Genomic DNA, 22,219 nt, shown 5'->3' with positions numbered 1-22,219 from the left:
GGGGGGATTAACGGGGGCAGTGCGGGGTTTTCCGCGGCCCGAGGCCGCGCCGGCGGCTAGTCTGTTACGAGTCAGAGGAGGCGGCATTGTGATCGCGGAACTGCGAATTTGTGTGCCGGAAAAGCTGTCCGGCGTCGTGGTGGAGTGTTGCTCCGGCGAGCTCGGCGTGGCGGAAGTCGCCCGCCACCCCGGGGCGTCCGTGCTCCCTCCGGGGGACGTCATCCACGTCCTGCTGGCGAGGGAGTCGGTCGAGCGGCTGGTGGAGAAACTTCATGCGCTGAACGTCCGGGAACTCGGCTCCATTTCGGTCACGATGCCGGACCTCGTGCTCTCCGACCGTGCTGACCAGGCGGTGGCGGCAGCCCCGGGTGAGGGGGCCGACGCCGTGATCTGGGACGAGGTCTCCAGGCAGACGGGCGAAGACTCGCGGCTCACATGGAGCTATCTGGCCTTCCTGGTCCTGGCGACCCAACTGGCGGCCATCGGCATCGTGACCGACTCGACCATCGCCATCGTCGGCGCCATGGCGGTCGGGCCGGAGTTCGGCCCGCTGGCTGCCCTGGCAGTGGCTCTTGTGCGCCGGCAAGGGCCGCTGGGACGCGGCGCGGCGCTGGCTCTCGGCGTCGGCTTCCCGGTAGCGATGCTGGCGGCTGCCCTGACCGCGTGGCTGTCGGTGCCCCTCGGACTCTTCCCCGCCGATGCACTGGACCATGGCTCCGCCGTCGAATTCATCTACCACCCGGGCCCCTACTCGCTGATCGTCGCCGTCCTGGCCGGGACCGCAGGCATGCTCTCCGTGATCAGCCAGAGATCCTCGGCGCTGATCGGGGTGTTCATTTCGGTGACGACCGTTCCGGCCGCCGGCTTCGTCGCCGTCGCCCTGGTGCTGGGCGAATACGAGAAAGCCGCCGGCTCGGCGCTGCAGCTGTTCCTGAATCTGGTGGGCATTGTGGTTTCGGCGGCGGCCGTGCTGGTCTTCTACCGGCTCATCACCAAGCGGCTCCCCCGGGACGCCGCACTGCGCCTGCGGCGCAAGGCCCTGCGGTCCCAGCGCTAAGCCTCGTTTCCGGGCCGGACGGCATAGAAAAGGCCGGCCCGGGCGATGCCGGACCGGCCTTGACTACAGCGACTTGGAGCTAGTGCTGGTGGCCCGCGTGCTGGTCTTCATCGGCAGGCTTCTCGACCACGAGGGTTTCCGTGGTGAGAACCAGTGCCGCGATGGAGGCCGCGTTGCGGAGGGCCGCCCGCGTCACCTTCACGGGGTCGATCACGCCGGCCGCGATCAGGTCTTCGTATTCGCCGGTCTTGGCGTTGAAGCCCTGGTTGTCGGCGGATTCGGCCACCTTGGCGACGACGACGTAGCCGTCGAAGCCGGCGTTCTGGGCGATCCAGCGCAGCGGCTGGGTCAGTGCCCGGCGGACGATGCCGACAGCTGCTGCCGCGTCACCTTCGAGAGCCTGGACGGCCGGGTCCTCGTCGAGCGCCTTGAGGGCGTGGATGAGGGCGGCGCCGCCGCCGGCCACGATGCCTTCTTCGAGGGCAGCGCGGGTCGAGGACACGGCGTCTTCGATGCGGTGCTTCTTTTCCTTCAGCTCGACCTCGGTGGCAGCGCCGACCTTGATCACGCCGATGCCGCCGGCCAGCTTGGCCAGGCGTTCCTGGAGCTTTTCCTTGTCCCAGTCCGAATCCGTGCGGGTCAGCTCGGCGCGCAGCTGGGAAACACGGGCTGCGACATCCTCGGCCGAACCGGCGCCGTCGACGATGGTGGTGTTGTCCTTCGTGACGGTGATGCGCCGGGCGGTACCCAGCACCTCGAGGCCTACAGTGTCCAGGCTGAGGCCCAGTTCCGGCGAGACAACCTGTGCACCCGTGAGGGTGGCGATGTCCTGCAGCATGGCCTTGCGGCGGTCACCGAAGCCCGGAGCCTTGACGGCAACGACGTTCAGGGTGCCGCGGATGCGGTTGACGATCAGCGTGGAGAGGGCCTCGCCGTCGACGTCTTCGGCAATGATGAAGAGCGGCTTGGAGCTCTGCAGCGCCTTTTCCAGCAGCGGCAGGAAATCCTGCACGGAGGAGATCTTGCCCTGGTTGATCAGGATCAGGGCGTCTTCGAGGACGGCTTCCTGGCGTTCCGCGTCGGTGACGAAGTACGGGGACAGGTAGCCCTTGTCGAACTGCATGCCCTCGGTGAGGACCAGTTCGGTCTGCGTGGTGGAGGATTCCTCGATGGTGATCACACCATCCTTGCCGACCTTGCCGAATGCCTCGGCCAGGAGCTCGCCGACCTCGTCGCTCTGGGCGGAGATGGAGGCGACGTTGGCGACCTGGGTGCCTTCGACCGGGCGGGCGTTCTCGAGCAGGCGGGCGGCGACAGCCTCAACAGAGACCTCGATGCCGCGCTTGATCTGGCCCGGTGCGGCGCCTGCCGCAACGTTGCGGAGGCCTTCCTTGACGAGGGCCTGTGCCAGCACCGTGGCGGTGGTGGTGCCGTCACCGGCAACGTCGTTGGTCTTGGTGGCGACCTCCTTGGCGAGCTGCGCGCCAAGGTTCTCGAACGGGTCGTCCAGCTCGACTTCACGGGCGATGGTGACGCCATCGTTGGTGATCGTGGGGGCGCCCCACTTCTTGTCCAGCACGACGTTGCGGCCGCGCGGGCCAAGCGTCACCTTGACCGTGTTGGCGAGCTTATCGATGCCGGCTTCAAGCGACCGGCGGGCAGCGTCGTTAAACGCAAGCTGCTTTGCCATGGTTTTGTCCTTTCAAGACAGAACCCCGCGCAACTGACCCGTCTGAGAAGGATCGGCGGCGCGGGGGTCCAAGAGAGTTACTTTACGACGATCGCCAGAACGTCGCGGGCGGACAGCACGAGGTACTCGGTGCCGCCGGTCTTGACTTCAGTTCCGCCGTACTTGGAGTAGATGACAACATCGCCGGTGGCGACGTCGATCGGAACGCGGTTGCCGTTGTCGTCGAAGCGGCCGGGGCCTACTGCGACAACTTCGCCTTCCTGCGGCTTTTCCTGCGCGGAGTCCGGGATAACCAGGCCGGAGGCCGTGGTCTGCTCGGCTTCGAGCGGGCGGACAACAATACGATCCTCAAGAGGCTTAATAGAGACCGACAAGGACCTCTCCTATTCGTCAGCAAATTCATGGACTTTAAAGCTGTGGTGCCAAGGCGTGCAAACCGTCGTCGCGGTGCCGGCAGCAGCCTGGCTGTGAAGCTTCAGTTGTTAGCACCCTCCTAGGGAGAGTGCTAACAACGACTCTATGTAAATGGTTAGCACTCGGTCAAGGCGAGTGCCAGAAGTTCATCCGGGGTGAACGCCCGGGGCGGCCGGGATGCAGGCTGTCGGCTGCCGGTGCGAACGCCGGCGGGCGGCAGGATTACTGTCCCCCGAGGTCCTCGAAGTCCACTTCCTCGCCGTCGTCCGCCTCGTCGTTCCGGCCCGGTTCATTCCGCTGGCGGTACAGCAGGAATCCGCCCGCGGCGGCGAGTGCGAGGCCGATAACCAGGAAGATGGTGCCGCCGACCTTGGCGGCAGCGTAGCTCTCACGGATGGACCGGGCTTCGTCGGTGGCGTCCGTGACGTCCTTGCCGCCGACTGAATAGACGGTCGCGTTGAAGGAGTCGAGGAAAAAGATGATGACCAGCAACGCCGCGCAGACGACGGCGATGACACAGCCCGCGACCAGCGCCGGCCTGGCGTACCGGGCAAGGCCGTGTCCGGCACGGCCGTGTCCGGCAACGCCGTGTCCGGCACGACGCAGCAGGCCCGGGCGGCCCTCTTCGGCGTCCCGCCGGGCGGCGTCCGGGTCCGTGTAGGCGTCTTGGGTCCCGTTGTCTTCCGTACCGCTGTCGTCCATGCCGTCCAGCCTAGCGGGCGCATCGGGGCACCGGCGCCTGAACTAGGCTTGATTCCATGGCTGACGCACCGCAGGACCAGATCGCCCCGCTCCTCAACCCCGAGGGCTGGGAGCTGCTGGCATCGCTGGGGCCGTACGAGGAGGATGAGGCTTTCCGGCTCAACGCCTCGCTCCGGAAGTCCGGCCACTCCCCCGAACTCGTTTCGGCGGTGCTCACCCAGTCCCGGCTCCGGACCAGGGCCGAGGCCAAGTTCGGCGAATTTGCCCGGCAGATGATCTTCACGCAGGCGGGGCTGGAGCAGGCAACCCGACTCACCGTGGCGGCCCGGCACGCGCAGCGCTTCGCGGAGGCCGGCATCCGGCACGTAGCGGACCTGGGCTGCGGCCTGGGCGCCGACTCGATGGCACTGGCGTCCCTGGACATCCAGGTCACCGCGGTGGAGATGGATGAGACCACGGCCGCATGCGCCACCATGAACCTGATCCCCTTCCGGAACGCCACCGTGGTCCACTCCGATGCCATGGCGGTGCCGCTCGAGGGAATCGACGGCGTCTGGCTGGATCCCGCCCGCCGCACCACCTCCACCTCGGGGACCAAGCGGCTCTGGGACCCGGAGGACTTCTCCCCGCCGCTGTCCTTCGCCGAGTCCCTGGCCGACTCCGGGCGCGCCGTCGGTGTGAAGATGGGCCCCGGCATGCCGCACGACTCGGTCCCAGCAGCTTGTGAGGCGCAATGGGTCTCGGCCGGCGGCGACGTCACCGAGGTGGCGCTGTGGTTCAACGCCGTGCGGCGTCCCGGGGTACGGCGTGCCGCCCTCCTGCTCGGCCCGCAGGGTGCCGCGGAACTCACCAGCTCCGAGGAGTTCGACGGCGGCCCGGTTGCCCCGGTGGGACCCGTCGAGGGATATCTGTACGAGCCCGACGGCGCAGTCATCCGTGCCGGTCTGGTGGCCGACGTCGCGTTCCAGCTGGGCGGGCATCTGGTGGACGAGCATATCGCCTACATCTGCGCCCCGGAGCTGAAGGACACGCCGTTCGCACGGGCGTACCGGGTCCTGGAGGTGATGCCCTACAACGTCAAGGCGCTCAAGGCCTGGGTCAAGGACCGGGGCATCGGAGTGCTGGACATCAAGAAGCGCGGCACCTCGGTGACGCCGGAGGAGCTGCGGAAGCAGCTGCTCCCTGCTGGGAAGAACACTGCCGGGAAAAATAGGGGCAAGAAAACGGCCACCCTGGTCCTCACCAGGATTGGCGAGGAGCGGGTGGCCATTTCGGTGGAGCCGGTCCAGCACTAGCTCTACCGGCACCGCAGGGCTACTGTGCCCGCATGAACTCCTCGGCGGCCCGGACCTGCTCGTCGCTCGGCCGGACGCCGGTGTACAGCACGAACTGCTCCAGGGCCTGGATGGTGGCCACCTCGGCCCCGGTGATCACGGTCTTGCCGGCGGCGCGGCCGGCCCTGATGAGCGGCGTCTCGGCCGGCAGGGCGACGACGTCGAAGACCACCGTCGCGGCCTCCACCGCCTCCTGCGGGAAGGACAGCGAATCGGCGTCCGGGCCGCCGGCCATACTCCCTGCCATACCGATAGGCGTGACATTGATGAGCATCTGCGCAGCTCCGGCCCCGTCAGCCAAGGGAACGGGGACCTCGGACAGCCACGCGAAGCCATAGAGTTTGGCGAGCGCCCGTCCCGGGGCCTCGTTGCGGGCTATCACGGTCACGTCCCGGAAACCGGCGTCGCGCAGCGCCGCCGCGGTGGCCTTGGCCATGCCGCCGGAGCCGCGGAGCCACACCGAGGAGCCAGTGGGGACGGCATTGCGTTGCAGCAGCTGCTCGATCGCCGTGTAGTCGGTGTTGTACGCGGTGAGCCGTCCGGCGTCGTTGACGATGGTGTTGACCGAATCGATCGCCTTGGCGGACGGGTCCATCACGTCCACGAGGGCAATGACATCCTCTTTGTACGGCATGGAGACGGCGCAGCCGCGGATTCCCAGGCCCCGGACCCCGGCGATCGCCTGGGCCAGGTCGGTGGGTGCGAAGGCCTTGTAGATCCAGTTCAGGCCAAGCTGTTCATACAGATGGTTGTGGAAGCGCGTCCCGTTGTTGCTCGGACGGGCCGAGAGGGAGATACACAGCGTCATGTCTTTGTTCAGTATGGGCACCCCTCCATTAAACGCCAGCGGCGCCGGCATCCCCGGAACTGCCGTCACTTCCGCTGCGGTCAGAGTCCTTTTGTGAACACTTTCACGTTCCCGCTGCAACTTGGCCACCGACCCGGCGCCACCCCTGCACTAGACTTGGACCACCGTTGCCCCCGCCAACTTCCCTGCCAGTACCGCTGCCAGATGGGTCACGGCAACGGACAGCAGAACAGTGAAGGGACCACATGAAGATTGATTTCGCTTCATCCAGGCAATCATCTCTTGGTGTGGAATGGGAGCTCGCCCTCGTCGATGCAGAAACCGGCGAACTGGCCTCCGTCGCCAACGAGGTGCTCCGCGGAGTTGCCGCCGCGCATCCCGAGCTGAACGAGGACGACGAACACCCACACATCAAGCAGGAGTTGCTGCTGAACACGGTGGAACTGGTCACCGGAATCTGCACCACGGTGGCGCAAGCGAAAGCCGACCTGGACAGTTCGCTCGCCGCGGTCCGCGACGTGACCGACCCCATGGGCGTCGAGATCTTCTGCGCCGGCAGCCACCCCTTCAGCCCGCCCCAGCTCCAACCCGTGACGGACAAGGCCCGCTACGCCAAGCTCATTGACCGCACCCAGTGGTGGGGCCGCCAGATGGTCATCTACGGCGTCCATGTGCACGTCGGACTCGACAGCCGGGACAAGGTCCTTCCCGTGCTGGACGGCCTGGTGAACTACTTCCCGCATTTTCAGGCCCTCTCCGCCTCCAGCCCGTTCTGGGGCGGCGAAGATACCGGCTACGCCTCGCACCGCGCCCTGATGTTCCAGCAGCTGCCCACCGCTGGCCTGCCCTTCCAGTTCTCCAGCTGGGAGGACTACGAGACCTACGTCCAGGACATGTTCACCACCGGCGTGATCGACACGCTGTCCGAGATCCGCTGGGACATCCGTCCCGTCCCCAACCTCGGCACCATCGAGATGCGGATCTGCGACGGCCTGGCCACCCTCGAGGAGGTCGGCGCCATCGCCGCCCTGACGCAGTGCCTCGTCGACGAGTTCTCCACCACCCTGGACAACGGCGGCACCATCCCGACCATGCCGCCGTGGCATGTGCAGGAAAACAAGTGGCGCGCCGCCCGCTACGGCCTGGACGCGATCATCATCCTCGACGCCGAAGGCAAAGAACAGCTCGTCACCGAACACCTCCGCGAGACGGTCAAGCGGCTCGAACCCGTCGCCGCGAAACTCGGCTGCACCGCCGAGCTGGCTGATGTCTTGAAGGTCATCGAGCGCGGCGCCGGCTACCAGCGGCAGCGCCGTGTCGCCGCCGAGCACGGCGGCGACCTGCGCGCCGTCGTCCTGGACCTCGTCAAGCAGATGCGCAAGGGCCCCGAAGCCTGACTCCGCTTCCCTGCCAGGGCGGCCGGGAAGGGCGGCCGGAGCGGCCGTCCTGTTCAGGCGGAAACGCTGGTGACCGGCATGGACGAATCCGGTGCGAAGCCGATGCCGCTCGGTGCAATCCCTGCCATTACCAGCTGGGCGCCGAGTGCTGCGACCATGGCGCCGTTGTCCGTGCACAGCGATAGCGGCGGGACCGTCAGCCGGATCCCGGCCGCGCTGCAGCGCTGCTCGGTGAGCTGGCGCAACCGGGAATTTGCGGCCACGCCGCCGCCCAGCAGGAGCTCGGTGATGCCGTTCTCCCGGCAGGCCAGCACTGCCTTGGCCGTGATCACGTCCACCACGGCCTCCTGGAAGGCTGCGGCGATATCCGCCACCGGCACCGTCTCGCCGCGAGCTTCGAACTGCTCGACGCAGCGGGCGACCGCGGTCTTGAGTCCGCTGAAGGACCAGTCGTAGCGGTGCGGGCCGGGTTCCTCCGCAGTTCCCATGTACTTGGGCTGGCTGAGCCCGCGCGGGAAACGGATGGCCTTGGCGTTGCCGGTGCGCGCCAGCGCGTCGATGGCCGGTCCGCCTGGGTAGCCCAGGCCGAGCAGCCGCGCCACCTTGTCGTACGCTTCTCCGGCGGCGTCATCGATCGTGGAACCGAGCAGTTCGACGTCGTCGGTGATGCTCCGGATCCGCAGGATTTCGGTGTGGCCGCCGGAAACCAGCAGCGCGCCCAGGTTTTCCGGCGGGGTCCCCGGCAGCGATCCCGGAGACGGCTCCGCTCCGCCGTCGGGCTGGAGCAGTCCGACGCCGACGTGCGCCACGAGATGGTTGATCGCGTACAGCGGCTTGCCGGTGGCGACGGCAAGCGCCTTCGCGGCACAGACTCCGACCATGAGGGCCCCCGCGAGTCCGGGCCCCGAGGTGACGGCGATGGCGTCGATCTCCTCCAGCGTCACACCCGCTTCCGCGAGCGACTCACGGAGAGTCGGCACGAAGGCGTCCAGATGGGCCCTGGAAGCGATCTCCGGGATGACGCCGCCGAACCGGACATGTTCCTCCATCGAGGACGCAACGGTGTTGGTCAGCAGCCGGGTTCCGCGGACAATCCCGACGCCGGTCTCGTCGCAGGAGGACTCGATGCCAAGGACCAGCGGCTGGTCGATGTGCTGGGTGCGGTTCATGGGCGGCCTGCTTCCCGGGGCTCAGGGGTGTCGGGGGTGTTGGCTGCGCCTGGCGCGTTCGCTGCGGCGTCCAGCCGGAGGCGCATGATCAGGGCGTCGACGCCGTCGCGGTAGTACCGGGGGCGGACGTGGATCTGTTCAAAACCGAAGCGGCGGTACAGCTGCTGGGCCCGGGGGTTGTCCGCGCGGACTTCCAGCAGCACGTCTTCGGCGTGCCGCAGCCGGCTTTCCCGGATGAGTTCGGTGAGGAGGGCAGAGCCGATGCCCTTGCCTTCCTGCTCCGGGACCACGGCGATGGTCTGGACATCCGCGATCGGCTCGATGCACATCAGTCCGGCGTAGCCCACAATGCGCCCGGCATGTTCGGCGACCAGGTAACGTCGCGTTTCCGCCTGCGCCAGCTCATCAAGGAACATCGGCAACGGCCAGGCGTCCATCGGAAACAGCCGCCGCTCGAGTTTGTGCACTGCCGGGATGTCAGCGGCGGTCATGTCCCGCAGCGCTATTCCGCCGGGCAACGACGCCGGCACAGCGTCCGACCCGCTCACAGCGCCCGCTTCCGGGGGCCGGGAACCTGGGCGTCGGACTCGCGCAGGTAGAGCGGGGTCGAGTCGAGCAGCTGCTCCCCGGCGGCGAGCCGGGCGAGCGCAAACTGGCCCAGCGAGAGCGCCTCCGGCTGGCGCGAGCTGAATTCGGGGACTGCCTTGACGGCGTCGGCGTAAATCCCGGCACCGGCACCGTAGACGGGGAGATCCGGAAGATCGGCGGCGAACCCCACATGCGGCCCGTCGAGCAGTGCGGGGAGCTGCCCTCCGGCCAAGGCGTAGCGGGCCCAGTAGACCTCCTTGCGCCGCGCGTCCGTGGCCACGATGAACTCCGGCGCGGCGTCGACGGACTCGGCGACCTCGAGGGCGACGGCGTCCAGGCTCATCAGCCCGTACAGGGGCTTGCCCCAGACGAAGGCGAGCGTACGGGCCGTGACAATGCCGGAGCGCAGTCCGGTGAAGGGGCCGGGGCCCACCCCCGTGACAATTGCGTCGACGTCGTCCCCGCTCAGTCCTGCCTCGGCGAGGAGCCTTTCGATTCCCGGGGCAAGGACCTCAGCGTGGCTCCGGGTGTCCTCGGTGGCAAAGCTGCCCACCACTGACTCCGGGGCATCATCGGAGACGAGTGCGGCACTCGCCACGGCCGAGGTGTCGATTGCGAGGATCAGCATCAGGAGTTCCGTTCCGTTGGCTCAGGCAGGGGTCCGGCCGCGGTCCCGGGCAGGGCCCCGGGCTCGGTCCCGGGCAGGTCCGGCGGGTTGACCCAGCGCGGACCGTAGCCGCGGATAACCACGGTGCGGGGCTCGTCGTCGTCCTCGGTGTCGAAATCAAGAGTCTCCGCGTGCGAGGCATCAGCGTGTCGGGTGGGGGCAGCCGGAGTGGGGCCGCCGAGGGCATCCCTGCTGGCGCAGCCGAGGGTGCGGACCAGGTCCACCTCGAGCCGGCTGTCGCTCAGGTGCTCCACCCGTCCGCGGCCCCACTCCACCACGGTCACGGCGCTGTCCATGGTGTTTTCCAGGTCGATGTCGTCGATCTCGGCGGCGGACCCGAGCCGGTAGGCGTCCACATGCACCAGGTCCGGGCCGCCCGGCCGAGGCCCGTCGGGCAGGTTCGGGTGGATGCGGACCAGCACGAAGGTGGGTGAAATGATCCCGGCGCGGACGCCCAGACCTTCCCCGAGCCCCTGCGCGAACGTGGTTTTCCCCGCTCCCAGTTCGCCGGTGAGAATCAGCAGATCCCCGGCCTCCAGCGTGGTGCCGAGGCCCGCGGCGAGGGCGTGCGTCTGGTCCGCGGTCCGGACTTCCAGCGTCCGCTCCCACTCCGGGGCGCTCACTGCCGCTGCTCCCCGCTGCGGCGGGGCGCCTCGTTCCGGGGCTCCTCGTTCACGGGCTCCTCGTTGATGTAGCGGCGCGGTACCCGTGGACTGATCCGGGTGACGATTTCGTAGTTGTTGGTGCCGGCGGCCCTGGCCCAGTCCTCTGCCGTCGGCCCGCCGTCGGCGCCGTTGCCGAACAGCACAGCCTCGGCGCCGAGCACGCTGCGGCCGCCGGCGGAGACTTTCAGGGGTCCCAGGTCGATCACCATCTGGTCCATCGCGATCCGGCCCACCACCGGGTAGGTCACGCCCTCCACCCGGACGGGCCCGCCGGTGGCGATGCGTGGAACGCCGTCGGCATAGCCCAGCGGAATGAGCGCGAGAGTGCTGGGGCCACCGGTGCGGTAGTTCAGTCCGTAGGAGACGCCCTGGCCGGCGGGCACGTCCTTGCAGTGCGAGACGACCGTGCGGAGCGTCATGGCGGGGCGCAGGCCCAGCTCTGCGGCGCTCTGCTCCTCGAAGGGTGACAGGCCGTACAGGCCCAGGCCCACCCGGACCAGGTCGAAATGCGTGTCGGGACGGGAAAGGGTGGCCGGAGTGTTTGCCAGGTGCCGCACCTCGGGGTCGACGCCCGCGTCCCGGGCGATCGCGAGAACCTCCCGGAAGGCCGCAAGCTGCTCATCGGTTTCGGGCCGCTCGGGTTCGTCTGCGACGGCGAGGTGGGAGAAGATGCCCACCACCCGCAGCAGGCCCTGGTCCTGGTACTCCATGGCTTCGCCGACGAGGCTGTCCCAGGCATCCAGGGTCGCGCCATTGCGGCCGAGTCCGGTGTCCACCTTCAAGTGGATCCGGGCCGGCCGCTCCTGCTCGCGGGCCGCCGTCACAATCCGCTGGAGCTCCCAGCCGGAGCAGCCGATGTCGATCCCGGCGGCCACGGCGGCGGCGAAGTTGCTCTCGGGGGTGTGCAGCCACGCCAGCAGCGGGGCCTCGATACCGGCCGCCCGCAGGGCCAGGGCCTCGGAGATGTGGGCCACGCCCAGCCAGCTGGCGCCGGCGCTGAGGGCTGCGCGGGCAACGGGGACGGCGCCATGGCCGTAGGCATCAGCCTTGACCACCGCCATGACCTGCGCGGGCGAGGCCACGGCGGCGAGGTGCCGTACATTGTGCCGGATGGCTTCGAGGTCTATTACTGCCGAGCGTTCCTCGGCGAAGGCCGGCGCGGCGTGTGAAACGGACCGGAAATCGCCTGTAGCTGCTGGGTAAGTCACTTAACGATTCTAGGGGCGGCAACGCATCCGGCTTAATTCGGGCGGTTGCACCTCGCCCGCGTCCCCCGCCGACAAGAGTGGACATGCCCTCCCCGCACTAAGGACATGCCCATTGTTCCCGCCAGGGACTGGGCACAATGGAATCATGTCCACGCCACGGCCCGGGCGGAGGGCATGTCCAGCGCTCGCGCGCCGAGTCCAGGTTCACGCACCGCGTCCCCCGCCGACAGTGGACATGCCCTCCCCGCGCTAAGGACATGCCAATTGTTCCCGCCAGGGACTGGGCACAACGGAATCATGTCCACGCCACGGCCCCTGGCGGAGAGCATGTCCAGCGCTCGCGCACCGAGTCCAGGTTCACGCACCGCGTCCCCCGCCGACAGTGGACATGCCCTCCCCTCGCTAAGGACATGCCCATTGTTCCCGCCAAGGACTGGGCACAACGGAACCATGTCCACGCCACGGCCCGGGCGGAGCGCATGTCCACCGGCACGGTGCGCGGCTGTGCGCGGCCGCAGCCGGCCGGTGGATTCAGGCTAAGCGTCGGAGAGGTGCGCGATGGTCGCCGTCGCCCGCCGCTGCGCCTCCGCCGGCACGTCGCGGACGATTTCGTCCAGGAAGCAGTAGCGGCGCAGCCATTGGCTGCTCTGGCGTTCCTTCCTGGCGTTGGCGCGTTGCCACCAGTCGGCGATGTCGCCCCAGCCGGGCGCGGCGAGCGAACCGCCGACTTCCTGCACGGCCAGCGCGGCGCACAGGTTGGCGAAGCGCAGCCTGTCGCCGAGGGGCCAGCCCGCGAGGCAGCCGACGATGAAGGCGGCGCCGAAGCAGTCCCCGGCACCAGTCGGATCGTAAGCGGAGACCGGCAGGGACGGCACCCATTCCTCTTCGCCCGTTTCGGAGTCGACGGCCATGGCACCCTGAGGGCCCAGTGTCACCACGGCCACCGGCACCTTGTCCGCCAGCGAGTACAACGCCGACCACGGATTGTCCCGCCCGGTGAACGCCATCGCCTCGTGCTGGTTGGGCATGAAAGCGTGGAAGTACTGCAGGTTGTCCAGCCGCGTCGATGACCAGGCCCCGGTGGGATCCCAGCCGACGTCTCCGAACATGCGTACTCCGGCCTTGTGGGCGTCGAGGGCCCAGGGCTCCATCTCCTCGTCGAGCTCCGCGACGGCGGCGAGCGCGGGCGGCGGGCAGCCGATCAGCTGGGTGGAGGTCACCGGGGCCGGATGGCCGTGCGTGACCATGGACCGGTCCTGCTCCACGCTCAGCGACACCGTCACGGGAGAGTGCCAGCCCGGTACCCGCCGGGAAAGGGACAGGTCCACGTGCTCCTGCGCGGCCAGAATCTTCCAGTTGTAGTCACCGTAGCCGTCGTCACCGAAGGCGGCCGCAAGGCCGGTCCGCAACCCCAGCCGGGCCGCGGCGATGGCCTGATTGGCGACCCCGCCGGGGCAGCTGCCCATCCCGTCACTCCAGATTTCGGTGCCGGCAACCGGTGCGTGCGGCAGCCCGGTGAAGATGATGTCCTGGAACACGGTACCGGTCAGGAGCAGGTCGAAACCCTCCGCCGCCGGGGTACGGACGGAGGAAAGCGGGTCGAAGCGCCGCGTCGGAGTCGCGTCCATGTATGGCACACTACGCCGTCCCGGTACGGGTGGAAAGGCGCCCCGACGCCTGCGGAGCAGACATGAATAAGCAGGCACTAAAAAGGCAGGCATGAACAGGCAGGTGTGAATAGACTGTCCGCATGCGGCTCATGATTGCCGGCGGCGGCGGATTCCGGGTACCGCTGGTCTACCGGGCGCTTTGCTCCGGGCCTTTCGCCGGGCTGGTCCGGGAACTCGTGCTGTACGACGTCGACCCCGGCCGGCTGGCCGCGATCGACGCGGTGCTGGCCTCGCTGGCGGCGCGGCAGGCATCCGCCGGCTTCTTCCCCGGTAGCTTCCCGGCCGTCCGCGCCACTACCTCGCTGCCGGAGGCCCTCGACGGCACGGACATGGTGTTTGCCGCCATCCGCCCCGGCGGCACTGCCGGCCGGACCGCCGACGAGCGGATCGCCCTGGACCTGGGGCTGCTCGGCCAGGAGACAACGGGCGCCGGCGGCATCTCCTACGCACTGCGGTCCATTCCCAAAATGCTGGGGCTCGCCACGGAAATGCGGGACCGCTGCCCGGAGGCCTGGCTGCTGAACTTCACGAACCCGGCCGGCATGGTCACCGAGGCCCTGGTCCCGGTGCTTGGCCGCAAAGTGGTCGGCATCTGCGATTCCGCCAGCGGGCTCGCGCACCGCGCGGCTCGGGCGGCCGGCGTCGCGCTGCCCGAAGGCCGGCTCGACGGCGTCGGCTACTACGGACTCAACCACCTCGGCTGGCTCTACCGGCTGGAATCCGGCGGCCGGGACGCCCTGCCCGGGCTGCTGGCGGACGCCGCCGCCCTCTCCGGCTTCGAGGAAGGCAGGCTGTTCCGGCAGCTGTTTCTCGCCGAGCTGGGATGCCTGCCGAACGAGTACCTGCACTATTACTACGAGACCGGGCGCGCCCTGGCCGGAATCCGCTCAGCCGCCCAGACCCGGGGTGAGTCCATCGACCGGCAGCAGTCCGAGCTCTACCCGCGGCTTGCCGCCGCCGGAGCCGAGGCGTATCCGCTCTGGGAGGCCGCGCGCCGGTCCCGCGAGGAGGGGTACCTGGCCGAGGCCCGCCCGGCCGGCGAGCGCCGGGACGAGTCGGACCTCGCCGGCGGTGGCTACGAACGGGTGGCCCTGGCAGCGATGCGAGCCCTGTCCGGCGGCGGCGCGACGGACTTGATCCTGAACGCGCCCAACGCCGGGCCCGGCCCGGGCGATCTGGTCACTGCGATTCCGGGGCTGCCCGTGGACGCCGTCGTCGAGGTTCCCTGCAGGGTGACGCCCGACGGCGTGGTGCCGCTCCCGCAGCAGCCTCCGGCGCCCGCGCAGCTCGCTCTCATGCAACGGGTCAAGGACGTTGAACGGCACGTCGTGGAGGCCGTTTCGGACGGGCGACGGGAGGCCGCACTGGCAGCCTTCGCCCGGCATCCCCTCGTTGATTCGGACGCCCTCGGCGGCAAACTGCTCGCCGGCTATGAGGCCGCGTTCCCGGAGCTGCAGCAGCTCTGGCGCGGCGGCGGCAGTTGAAGCACCTGGCCGTTGCAGCGCCCGGCTGCCAAATCACCCGGCAGCTGATTCACCCGGCCGTCAGAGCCTGCGGTACATCACGTGCAGGCCAACGTAGCCAAGCCGCGGATGGTGGAAAGCTTCCGGAATCGTCGCGAGAACCTCGAAGCCCATGGACGTCCAGGCGGCGACGGCGCGGACGTTGCTTTCCACCACGGCGTTGAACTGCATGGCCCGGAAACCGGCGGCGCGGGCGGCGTCCAGCGAGTAGGCGCACAGGGCCCGGGCCACGCCTTTGCCCCCGTGGGCCGGGTGGACCATGTAGCCGGCGTTGGCGACGTGGCTTCCGCCGCCGCCCTGGTTGGCGTGCAGTTCGCCGGTGCCGAGGACCACGCCGTCGAGCCGGCCGCGGCCGACCGCCACAAAAGTCTGCCCCGGGGCCTGCTTGAACCACCGTTCATGGGCCTGGTCCTGAGTGGTGTCCAGGTCCCAGGTAAACGTCTCCCCCGCCCCTGACGACGGGCTCCAGGATCTCCCAGATCGCCGGCCAGTCCTGGTCGGAGGCCTCCCGGATGTCCCACGCGGCCACGGTTGGTTCAGCTTCTGCGTTCGTACTCACAGCCGCCACGTTAGCAGCAGGCGGGGACCGGTGACCGGCGCCGCGAAAACGCCGGTGAATCCGCGGGAACTTCAGGAGTAGTGTTTTATCGAAACGCAGTTCCGGCAGCGCCGTTCAGGCTCTGGCCAAAGGCCCTGGTCAAAGACCCTGGCCAAAGGCCCTGGGCGACAGAGGAGGGAAGAGGGATGTCACTGGTCCGCCGTGTCGCCTTCCTGTCCCTCCATACTTCACCCATGGAGCAGCCCGGTTCCGGCGACGCCGGGGGCATGAATGTGTACATCCGGGCGCTGGCCGCAGCCCTCGCGGAGACCGGCGTCGAGGTGGAGATCTTCACAAGGTCCACCGCCGCCGGGCAGGCCGCCGTCGAGCACCCGACCCCGGGAGTCTGCGTCCACAACGTCCTGGCCGGCCCGCCGCGGAAGCTGCCCAAGGAAGAGCTGCCCGAACTGCTGCACAGCATGGTGGCCGAGATTGACAGGATCCGCCAGCTCCAGCCGCACGGCCGCTACGACGTGATCCATTCGCACTACTGGGTCTCCGGCGTGGCCGGTCTCGAGCTCGCCCGGTTGTGGGGGGTGCCGCTGGTGCACACCATGCACACCATGGCCAAGGTGAAGAACCTGCTGCTGGAATCCGGTGAGCAGCCGGAACCGCGCCGGCGCGAGGACGGCGAGCACCGGATCGTCGACGGCGCCACCCGGCTCATCGCCAACACCGGCACCGAGGCCGCGGAGCTCGTCTCCCACTACAACGCGGACAACGACCACATCGATGTGGCCCCGCCGGGCGTGGACCTGGGCGTGTTCACCCCCGCCTTCCGGAGCCGGGCCCGGGCGGACCACGGTGTGCCGCCGGGCCGCTTCCATCTGTTGTTCGCCGGACGGATCCAGCGGCTCAAGGGGCCCCAGATCCTGATCAAGGCAGCCGCCGTGCTCCGGGCCCGCCGCCCGGACATCGAGCTGCAGCTGACCATCGTGGGCGCGGTGAGCGGGGCCAAGGATTTTGACCTGAAATCCTTGATCAGCTCCGCCGGGATGGACGACGCCGTCACCCACCATCCGCCGGTCAGCGCACCGGAGCTCGCCGGCTGGTACCGTTCGGCCGACGTCGTGGTGATGCCCTCCTACAGCGAATCCTTCGGCCTCGTGGCCCTCGAGGCCCAGGCCTGCGGGACGCCGGTGGTCGCCACCAAGGTGGGCGGACTCTCCCGGGCGATCTTCGACGGACGCACGGGCCTACTGGTGGAGGGCCACAAACCCGGTGACTGGGCGGACGCGCTCGAGTCGCTGTACGACGACCCTGCCACGCGCGAGGATATGGGCCGGGCCGCGGCCCTGCACGCCCAGGGCTTCGGCTGGCAGCGCACCGCCGCCATCACGCTGGAGAGCTATCACACCGCGTTGAGCCAGTATTTTGGAAACCTGACCATCCCGGTGGGCCACCCGCCCGCAGCCGGGGCAACCGGCCGGTAACTCCCGGCCCGCCACCACTGGCCGGAACACCCACCGATGCCACGAGCCGAAGGACAACGATGTCTGAAAACACCCTGCCGGAAGACCTCGCCGCCGCAGCCCCTGCCGTCCTGAGCGATCTGGAGATCGCCCGGCGGGCCACGATGCGGCCGATCGAGGAGATCGCAGCCGCGGCCGGCATCAACGCCGACGCACTGGAGTTCTACGGCCGCTACAAGGCCAAGATCGATCCGGCAAAGCTCCATGCGTCCCAGGGCGGCGGCCCGGCCCATGCTGCCGGCAAGGTGGTGCTGGTCTCCGCCATGTCCCCCACTCCTGCCGGCGAGGGCAAGTCCACCACCACCGTGGGGCTGGCGGACTCCCTGGCCAGGGCCGGCCACAAGGTCATGATCGCCCTGCGCGAGCCCTCTCTGGGGCCCATCCTGGGCATGAAGGGCGGCGCCGCGGGCGGCGGCTACTCCCAGGTGCTGCCGATGGATGAGATCAACCTGCACTTCACCGGCGACTTCCACGCGATCACCTCCGCGAACAACGCCCTGATGGCGCTCGTGGACAACCACATCTTCCAGGGCAACGAGCTGAACATCGACCCACGCCGGATGACCTTCAAGCGGGTGCTGGACATGAACGACCGGTCCCTCCGCGAGGTCGTGATCGGCCTCGGCGGCCCGGCGCAGGGCATACCGCGGCAGGATGGCTTCGACATCACCGTGGCGTCCGAAATCATGGCCGTGTTCTGCCTCGCCACGGACCTCGCCGACCTCCGGGAGCGGCTGGGCCGGATCACCTTCGGCTACACCTACGACCGGCAGCCGGTCACCGTGGCGGACCTCGGCGTCCAGGGCGCCCTGACCATGCTGCTCAAGGACGCGATCAAGCCCAACCTCGTGCAGACCATCGCCGGCACGCCCGCGCTGGTGCACGGCGGCCCGTTCGCCAACATCGCGCACGGGTGCAACTCCCTGATCGCCACGCAGACAGCGCGCAGCCTGGCGGACATCGTCGTCACCGAGGCCGGCTTCGGCGCGGACCTGGGTGCCGAGAAGTATATGGACATAAAGGCGAGGGTGGCCGACGTCGCGCCGTCCGCCGTCGTGGTGGTGGCGACCATCCGGGCGCTCAAGCTGCACGGGGGCATCGCCAGGGACCAGCTCAAGGAACCGAACGTCGAGGCGCTGGCCGCCGGCGTCGCCAACCTCCAGCGGCATGTCCGCAACGTGGAGAAGTTCGGTATCACGCCGGTGGTGGCGATCAACAAGTTTGCCACCGACACCCAGCAGGAGCTCGACTGGCTGCTCGACTGGTGCGCCGCGGAGGGCGTGCAGGCGGCCGTGGCCGATGTCTGGGGCCACGGCGGGGGCGGCGACGGCGGCGACGAACTCGCAGCCAAGGTGGCCGCAGCCATCGACGCGCCGCACACGTTCCGGCACCTGTACCCGCTGGGAATGTCGGTGGAGGACAAGATCCGGACCATCGTGCAGGAAGTCTACGGGGCCGACGGCGTGGACTTCTCCGTGCCGGCGCTCAAGCGGCTCGCCGAGATCGAGAAAAACGGCTGGTCCGGATTCCCCGTCTGCATGGCGAAGACCCAGTATTCCTTCAGCGACGATGCGAGCAAGCTCGGCGCCCCGAAGGGCTTCACCGTGCACGTCCGCGACCTCATCCCCAAGACTGGGGCCGGCTTCATCGTCGCGCTCACCGGCGCCGTCATGACCATGCCCGGGCTGCCCAAGGTCCCCGCGGCGATGCGGATGGACGTCGACGCCGACGGCAACCCCGTCGGCCTCTTCTAGCCCCGCCCGTCCCGCCCTGCCCCCGCCCCCTTTGCCCTATCACTTTGGGTTGCCATTCGGGGCGTTTGGCGACCACAACTGATAGCGCAACGGGTGAGGGAGCGGCCGGGGAGGACAGGTCGAGGGGCCGCTGTGGATAACGTCAGCGGTGCTGACGCAGTCGGACAAGAATGGGCCGCATGCACCCATCATCGACCCTGCCGCCCCACCTTTCCACAGCCCCGTTCACTGTCTATGAGGCGAGGGCTTCGAGTCTAAGCAGTGCCCGGCTCCGTTCCTCCGACCTCACCTCGGCCGGCCGGTTGCTGTATCTGCCCACCGGTTGGGACTATGAGCTGCGGAGTCTGGCGAGAGCACTCTCGGCTGCGACGCCCGGCGCGTGGATTTCGCACCTGACCGCTGCGGCACTGCTTGGGCTATGGCTGCCCTCCCGGTACCGCGGCTGCCGGGAACTGCATCTCAGCAAGCCCAAAGCGTTGCCGCCGGTCCGGCGTCAAGGCGTCGTGGGTCATACCGTCCTTGCCTTCGACGACGAGCTTATGGTCCTGGACGGCATCCGGATTTCAACTCCGGCCCGGACCTGGCTGGACCTTGCCCGCATCCTCCCTCTTGAGGATCTCGTGGCGGCGGGAGACCAACTGGTGCGTAGACCCCGCCCCGAGTTGGAGGGCCGCATGGAGCCGTGGGCAACGGTTCCCCGGCTGAAGGCGATGCTGACGCGGCACCCGAAGCTCAAGGGAATCGTGAAGGCACGCGAGGCGACGGCGCGGATCCGTGCCGGTGCCGACTCGGCGCCGGAGACGTTTCTGCGCCTGGCGTTGGCCACCGCCGGGCTGCCTGAGCCGGAGTTGCAGGTCCGGGTTGTGCCGGGTGATCCCTATTCCCCTGCCGCGGACCTCGGCTACCGCCAGCAGCGGGTTGCCGTCCAGTACGACGGCGGCCACCACCTGACGCGCGAACAGCAGTCCCGGGACAACCGCCGCGACGAATCGTTCAACTCTGCCGGCTGGCGCTACTTCAAGTTCAACGCCGACGATCTGGCAGATGACTTCCGCGGCGCGGCCCGAAGAGTCCGCCACGCCCTCCGTCCCCGTTAAACACCGGTTGCCCTATCACTTGCAGCGGCCAAGCCGAGGCTTTGGGGACCGCAAGTGATAGGGCAACCGGGGGGAGGTGAGGTTTAGCGCTCCACGTCGCCGCGGATGAAGGCCTCGACCTTTTCGCGGGCGAGGTCGTCGTTGAACTGCTCCGGCGGGGATTTCATGAAGTAGCTCGAGGCCGAGAGCAGCGGGCCGCCGACGCCTCGGTCCAGGCCGATCTTGGCGGCGCGGATGGCGTCGATGATCACGCCGGCGGAGTTGGGTGAGTCCCAGACTTCCAGCTTGTACTCCAGCGAGACGGGGGCATCGCCGAAGTTGCGGCCCTCGAGGCGGACGAAGGCCCACTTGCGGTCGTCGAGCCACTGCACATAGTCCGACGGGCCGATGTGCACGTCGCGCGGCGCAATGTCGGCTTCCACGTTGGAGGTCACGGCCTGCGTCTTGGAGATCTTCTTGGACTCGAGGCGGTCGCGCTCCAGCATGTTCTTGAAGTCCATGTTGCCGCCGACGTTCAGCTGGTAGGTGCGGTCCAGCGTGACGCCGCGGTCTTCGAAGAGCTTGGCCATGACGCGGTGCGTAATGGTGGCACCGATCTGGCTCTTGATGTCGTCGCCCACGATCGGGACGCCGGCGGCGGTGAACTTGTCCGCCCATTCCTTGGTGCCGGCGATGAAGACCGGCAGGGCGTTGACGAAGCCCACACCGGCGTCGATCGCGGCCTGGGCGTAGAACTCGGCGGCTTCCTGGGATCCGACGGGCAGGTAGCAAACCATGACGTCGACCTTGGCGTCCTTGAGGACCTGGACGACGTCGACCGGTTCCTCGGCGGACTGCTCGATGGTTTCGAGGTAGTACTTGCCGAGCCCGTCGAGGGTCGGGCCGCGCTGGACGGTGACGCCGGTCGCGGGGACATCGGCGATCTTGATGGTGTTGTTTTCGCTGGCCCCGATGGCGTCGGCGAGGTCGAGGCCCACCTTCTTGCCGTCGACGTCGAAAGCGGCCACAAACTGCACATCGTTGACGTGGTACTTGCCGAACTCCACGTGCATCAGACCCGGGATCGTGGCCTGGGGGTCAGCGTCCTGGTAGTACTGGACGCCCTGGACCAGCGAAGCGGCACAGTTACCTACGCCGACGATTGCAACACGAATCGGATTAGAAGACACGGAACTCCTTTGAGAACAAACTTCATGTGCCCGGCGCGGACGCACGCTGATGTGCGACGGCGGCAGGCGGGCACGGCGCCATACGGCGCCCTTAGCATTCTAAGTCAACGGCGCCGGGGCCGAAGTTGTTCCCGGCGGCCCCGGCGCCTCTGTTACGAGGGTCAGCCCGCTACTTCTGGGCCCAGAGGTTGATGTCTGACTCTACGGCGAACTCGTCGATCGACGTGAGTTCCTCGGCCGTGAAGCCGAGCGTGTTGATGGCGGACAGCGTGTCCTCGAGCTGCCGGACACTGGAGGCTCCGACGAGCGCGGACGTGACGGACGTGCCCTTGCTTTGTTCCCGCAGGATCCACGCGATGGCCATCTGCGCCAGTGACTGCCCCCGGCTCTCCGCGATCCGCTGCAGCCCGCGCACGCGGTTCAGTTTGTCCTCGGTGATCATCGCTTCGTCCAGGGACTTGTCCTGGGCGGCGCGGGAATCGGCCGGGATGCCGTTGAGGTACCGGTCGGTGAGCATGCCCTGCGCCAGCGGGGAGAACGCGATGGAGCCGGCGCCCACCTGCTCCAGTACCTCGTACAGGTTGGGGCTGCCGTTTTCGGTCCAGCGGTTCAGCATGGAGTAGCTGGGCTGGTGGATCAGCAGCGGGGTGCCGAGTTCCTTCAGGATCCGGGCCGCCTCCAGGGTCTGCTCCGGGGTGTAGGAGGAGATGCCGGCGTAGAGGGCCTTGCCGGAGCGGACGGCCTGGTCCAGGGCACCCATGGTCTCTTCCATCGGCGTCTCCGGGTCCGGGCGGTGGCTGTAGAAGATGTCCACGTAGTCCAGGCCCATCCGGTTCAGCGACTGGTCCAGGCTGGCGAGCAGGTATTTGCGGGAACCCCACTCTCCGAACGGGCCCGGCCACATGTTGTAGCCGGCCTTGGTCGAGATGATGAGCTCGTCCCGGTACGGGGCGAAGTCGTCCCGCAGGTGGCGGCCGAAATTGGTCTCGGCCGAGCCGGCCGCAGGGCCGTAGTTGTTGGCCAGGTCGAAGTGGTTGACGCCGAGGTCGAACGCGCGGCGCAGGATGGCCCGCTGCGTCCCGAAGGGCTTGTCATCGCCGAAGTTGTGCCACAGGCCCAGCGAGATGGCCGGGAGCTTCAGGCCGCTGCGTCCCACGCGGCGGTAGGGCATGGAGTCATATCGGCTATCAGCCGCAACATAAGTCATACGTACTATCCTGTCTTATTCGAACACTTA

Annotated in this window: 21 protein-coding genes; 7 read left to right on the top strand and 14 right to left on the bottom strand. The window is 68.4% G+C overall.

Annotated elements, in window-relative coordinates; all coding sequences use genetic code 11:
• Nucleotides 1-88 precede the first annotated feature (88 nt).
• Nucleotides 89-1,057 (top strand): DUF389 domain-containing protein, encoded by a 969-nt coding sequence (locus ACVWZ8_RS13205; RefSeq protein ID WP_426978913.1) that lies wholly within the window; start codon nucleotides 89-91, stop codon nucleotides 1,055-1,057.
• A gap of 79 nt (nucleotides 1,058-1,136) precedes the next feature.
• On the opposite strand, the gene groL is transcribed toward ACVWZ8_RS13205, so the two are convergent.
• The 3 genes from groL to ACVWZ8_RS13190 all read right to left on the bottom strand — a co-directional run bounded on the left by groL (nucleotide 1,137) and on the right by ACVWZ8_RS13190 (nucleotide 3,863).
• Complete coding sequence (gene groL / locus ACVWZ8_RS13200) at nucleotides 1,137-2,747, bottom strand: chaperonin GroEL (protein ID WP_426978914.1); 1,611 nt, start codon at nucleotides 2,745-2,747, stop codon at nucleotides 1,137-1,139.
• A 77-nt stretch (nucleotides 2,748-2,824) separates the two neighbouring features.
• Nucleotides 2,825-3,121 carry a co-chaperone GroES gene (groES, locus tag ACVWZ8_RS13195; protein WP_123255329.1) on the bottom strand — a complete coding sequence of 99 codons (297 nt, stop codon included), beginning with the start codon at nucleotides 3,119-3,121 and terminating at the stop codon, nucleotides 2,825-2,827.
• Between the two features lie 262 nt (nucleotides 3,122-3,383).
• Entirely contained in the window at nucleotides 3,384-3,863 is a 480-nt protein-coding gene (locus tag ACVWZ8_RS13190) for a hypothetical protein (RefSeq protein WP_456504857.1), read from the bottom strand.
• Nucleotides 3,864-3,919: 56 nt separating this feature from the next.
• Between ACVWZ8_RS13190 and ACVWZ8_RS13185 the strand changes: the two genes are divergently transcribed.
• Nucleotides 3,920-5,158, top strand: a complete 1,239-nt coding sequence (locus tag ACVWZ8_RS13185) for a THUMP-like domain-containing protein (RefSeq protein WP_426978916.1) — start codon at nucleotides 3,920-3,922, stop codon at nucleotides 5,156-5,158.
• Nucleotides 5,159-5,177: 19 nt separating this feature from the next.
• Here ACVWZ8_RS13185 and ACVWZ8_RS13180 read toward each other — a convergent pair whose 3' ends face one another.
• A complete protein-coding gene (locus ACVWZ8_RS13180) occupies nucleotides 5,178-6,026 on the bottom strand; it encodes a shikimate 5-dehydrogenase (RefSeq protein WP_456504856.1) in 849 nt (282 codons plus the stop codon).
• A 224-nt stretch (nucleotides 6,027-6,250) separates the two neighbouring features.
• Between ACVWZ8_RS13180 and ACVWZ8_RS13175 the strand changes: the two genes are divergently transcribed.
• On the top strand, nucleotides 6,251-7,402 hold the full coding sequence (locus ACVWZ8_RS13175; RefSeq protein WP_426978918.1) for a glutamate--cysteine ligase: 1,152 nt from the start codon (nucleotides 6,251-6,253) through the stop codon (nucleotides 7,400-7,402).
• Between the two features lie 53 nt (nucleotides 7,403-7,455).
• Here ACVWZ8_RS13175 and tsaD read toward each other — a convergent pair whose 3' ends face one another.
• The 6 genes from tsaD to ACVWZ8_RS13145 all read right to left on the bottom strand — a co-directional run bounded on the left by tsaD (nucleotide 7,456) and on the right by ACVWZ8_RS13145 (nucleotide 13,327).
• On the bottom strand, nucleotides 7,456-8,571 hold the full coding sequence (tsaD, locus tag ACVWZ8_RS13170; RefSeq protein ID WP_426978919.1) for a tRNA (adenosine(37)-N6)-threonylcarbamoyltransferase complex transferase subunit TsaD: 1,116 nt from the start codon (nucleotides 8,569-8,571) through the stop codon (nucleotides 7,456-7,458).
• Nucleotides 8,568-9,062, bottom strand: a complete 495-nt coding sequence (gene rimI / locus ACVWZ8_RS13165) for a ribosomal protein S18-alanine N-acetyltransferase (RefSeq protein ID WP_456505949.1) — start codon at nucleotides 9,060-9,062, stop codon at nucleotides 8,568-8,570. Before rimI ends, tsaD begins: the two co-directional genes overlap by 4 nt.
• 53 nt (nucleotides 9,063-9,115) lie before the next feature.
• Nucleotides 9,116-9,787, bottom strand: a complete 672-nt coding sequence (tsaB, locus tag ACVWZ8_RS13160; RefSeq protein ID WP_426978921.1) for a tRNA (adenosine(37)-N6)-threonylcarbamoyltransferase complex dimerization subunit type 1 TsaB — start codon at nucleotides 9,785-9,787, stop codon at nucleotides 9,116-9,118.
• Nucleotides 9,787-10,449: a tRNA (adenosine(37)-N6)-threonylcarbamoyltransferase complex ATPase subunit type 1 TsaE gene (gene tsaE, locus ACVWZ8_RS13155; RefSeq protein ID WP_456504855.1), complete on the bottom strand. Its 663-nt coding sequence runs from the start codon at nucleotides 10,447-10,449 to the stop codon at nucleotides 9,787-9,789. Before tsaE ends, tsaB begins: the two co-directional genes overlap by 1 nt.
• A complete protein-coding gene (alr, locus tag ACVWZ8_RS13150; protein WP_456504854.1) occupies nucleotides 10,446-11,699 on the bottom strand; it encodes an alanine racemase in 1,254 nt (417 codons plus the stop codon). The genes tsaE and alr overlap by 4 nt, the downstream gene beginning before the upstream one ends.
• Before the next feature lie 536 nt (nucleotides 11,700-12,235).
• Nucleotides 12,236-13,327, bottom strand: coding sequence for a carbohydrate kinase family protein (locus ACVWZ8_RS13145; RefSeq protein WP_426978924.1), 1,092 nt, complete (start codon nucleotides 13,325-13,327; stop codon nucleotides 12,236-12,238).
• Between the two features lie 122 nt (nucleotides 13,328-13,449).
• On the opposite strand from ACVWZ8_RS13145, the gene ACVWZ8_RS13140 reads away from it, so the two are divergent.
• Nucleotides 13,450-14,853 (top strand): family 4 glycosyl hydrolase, encoded by a 1,404-nt coding sequence (locus ACVWZ8_RS13140; protein ID WP_456504853.1) that lies wholly within the window; start codon nucleotides 13,450-13,452, stop codon nucleotides 14,851-14,853.
• 60 nt (nucleotides 14,854-14,913) lie between these two features.
• On the opposite strand, the gene ACVWZ8_RS13135 is transcribed toward ACVWZ8_RS13140, so the two are convergent.
• Both ACVWZ8_RS13135 and ACVWZ8_RS13130 read right to left on the bottom strand, forming a co-directional pair.
• The gene (locus tag ACVWZ8_RS13135; protein WP_456505948.1) at nucleotides 14,914-15,318 is read right to left on the bottom strand and encodes an N-acetyltransferase family protein; all 405 of its coding nucleotides are present in this window, start codon (nucleotides 15,316-15,318) and stop codon (nucleotides 14,914-14,916) included.
• Nucleotides 15,290-15,451, bottom strand: a complete 162-nt coding sequence (locus ACVWZ8_RS13130; protein WP_456504852.1) for a hypothetical protein — start codon at nucleotides 15,449-15,451, stop codon at nucleotides 15,290-15,292. Before ACVWZ8_RS13130 ends, ACVWZ8_RS13135 begins: the two co-directional genes overlap by 29 nt.
• 185 nt (nucleotides 15,452-15,636) lie before the next feature.
• Here ACVWZ8_RS13130 and mshA point away from each other — a divergent pair, with 185 nt between their 5' ends.
• The 3 genes from mshA to ACVWZ8_RS13115 all read left to right on the top strand — a co-directional run bounded on the left by mshA (nucleotide 15,637) and on the right by ACVWZ8_RS13115 (nucleotide 19,813).
• The gene (gene mshA / locus ACVWZ8_RS13125) at nucleotides 15,637-16,923 is read left to right on the top strand and encodes a D-inositol-3-phosphate glycosyltransferase (protein ID WP_456504851.1); all 1,287 of its coding nucleotides are present in this window, start codon (nucleotides 15,637-15,639) and stop codon (nucleotides 16,921-16,923) included.
• A gap of 59 nt (nucleotides 16,924-16,982) precedes the next feature.
• Nucleotides 16,983-18,716, top strand: a complete 1,734-nt coding sequence (locus ACVWZ8_RS13120; protein ID WP_456504850.1) for a formate--tetrahydrofolate ligase — start codon at nucleotides 16,983-16,985, stop codon at nucleotides 18,714-18,716.
• Between the two features lie 179 nt (nucleotides 18,717-18,895).
• Nucleotides 18,896-19,813 carry a DUF559 domain-containing protein gene (locus ACVWZ8_RS13115; protein ID WP_456504849.1) on the top strand — a complete coding sequence of 306 codons (918 nt, stop codon included), beginning with the start codon at nucleotides 18,896-18,898 and terminating at the stop codon, nucleotides 19,811-19,813.
• A gap of 83 nt (nucleotides 19,814-19,896) precedes the next feature.
• Here the strand turns inward: ACVWZ8_RS13115 and ACVWZ8_RS13110 are convergent, their stop codons facing one another.
• Both ACVWZ8_RS13110 and mgrA read right to left on the bottom strand, forming a co-directional pair.
• Nucleotides 19,897-20,982, bottom strand: a complete 1,086-nt coding sequence (locus tag ACVWZ8_RS13110; protein ID WP_426978930.1) for an inositol-3-phosphate synthase — start codon at nucleotides 20,980-20,982, stop codon at nucleotides 19,897-19,899.
• 169 nt (nucleotides 20,983-21,151) lie between these two features.
• A complete protein-coding gene (gene mgrA / locus ACVWZ8_RS13105; RefSeq protein WP_426978931.1) occupies nucleotides 21,152-22,189 on the bottom strand; it encodes an L-glyceraldehyde 3-phosphate reductase in 1,038 nt (345 codons plus the stop codon).
• Nucleotides 22,190-22,219 lie beyond the last annotated feature (30 nt).

This window comes from Arthrobacter sp. UYCu723, assembly GCF_054059215.1.
The sequence above is the reverse complement of the archived record's forward strand: the minus strand, read 5'-3'. Positions and strand labels throughout refer to the sequence as shown.

Bases quoted from the DNA above. Each gene is read 5' to 3' on its own strand.
- groL (WP_426978914.1), bottom strand. From the start codon at position 2,747: ATGGCAAAGCAGCTTGCGTTTAACGACGCTGCCCGCCGGTCGCTTGAA.
- ACVWZ8_RS13190 (WP_456504857.1), bottom strand. From the start codon at position 3,863: ATGGACGACAGCGGTACGGAAGACAACGGGACCCAAGACGCCTACACG.
- ACVWZ8_RS13185 (WP_426978916.1), top strand. From the start codon at position 3,920: ATGGCTGACGCACCGCAGGACCAGATCGCCCCGCTCCTCAACCCCGAG.
- ACVWZ8_RS13175 (WP_426978918.1), top strand. From the start codon at position 6,251: ATGAAGATTGATTTCGCTTCATCCAGGCAATCATCTCTTGGTGTGGAA.
- tsaD (WP_426978919.1), bottom strand. From the start codon at position 8,571: ATGAACCGCACCCAGCACATCGACCAGCCGCTGGTCCTTGGCATCGAG.
- rimI (WP_456505949.1), bottom strand. From the start codon at position 9,062: ATGACCGCCGCTGACATCCCGGCAGTGCACAAACTCGAGCGGCGGCTG.
- tsaB (WP_426978921.1), bottom strand. From the start codon at position 9,787: ATGCTGATCCTCGCAATCGACACCTCGGCCGTGGCGAGTGCCGCACTC.
- ACVWZ8_RS13145 (WP_426978924.1), bottom strand. From the start codon at position 13,327: ATGGACGCGACTCCGACGCGGCGCTTCGACCCGCTTTCCTCCGTCCGT.
- ACVWZ8_RS13140 (WP_456504853.1), top strand. From the start codon at position 13,450: ATGCGGCTCATGATTGCCGGCGGCGGCGGATTCCGGGTACCGCTGGTC.
- mshA (WP_456504851.1), top strand. From the start codon at position 15,637: ATGTCACTGGTCCGCCGTGTCGCCTTCCTGTCCCTCCATACTTCACCC.
- ACVWZ8_RS13120 (WP_456504850.1), top strand. From the start codon at position 16,983: ATGTCTGAAAACACCCTGCCGGAAGACCTCGCCGCCGCAGCCCCTGCC.
- ACVWZ8_RS13115 (WP_456504849.1), top strand. From the start codon at position 18,896: ATGCACCCATCATCGACCCTGCCGCCCCACCTTTCCACAGCCCCGTTC.
- mgrA (WP_426978931.1), bottom strand. From the start codon at position 22,189: ATGACTTATGTTGCGGCTGATAGCCGATATGACTCCATGCCCTACCGC.